The organism is Erwinia sp. PME.40.26/001, from assembly GCF_055556675.1.
This window is the reverse complement of sequence record NZ_JBVHNP010000459.1, coordinates 1-233: the sequence shown is the minus strand read 5'-3', so window position 1 is coordinate 233 and position 233 is coordinate 1. Positions and strand designations below refer to the sequence as shown.

At 71.7% G+C, this 233-nt stretch carries 1 pseudogene; it reads left to right on the top strand.

The window, feature by feature from the left end:
- Positions 1 to 233, top strand: a pseudogene (locus ACZ3HG_RS24970) (phosphopyruvate hydratase); the annotation flags it as partial.

Sequence of the window (233 nt, the reverse complement as noted above, 5' to 3'; positions counted from 1 at the left end):
GGCAAGGGCGTCCTCAAGGCCGTCGCCGCGGTCGTCGACGAGCTCGGCCCCGCGATCGAGGGTGTCGAGGCCAGCGAGCAGCGCATCATCGACGAGATCCTCATCGAGACCGACGGCACCGAGAACAAGTCGCGCACCGGCGCCAACGCCATCCTCGGCGTCTCGCTCGCCGTCGCCAAGGCCGCCGCCGACAGCGCCGACCTGCCCCTGTTCCGCTACCTCGGCGGCCCCAA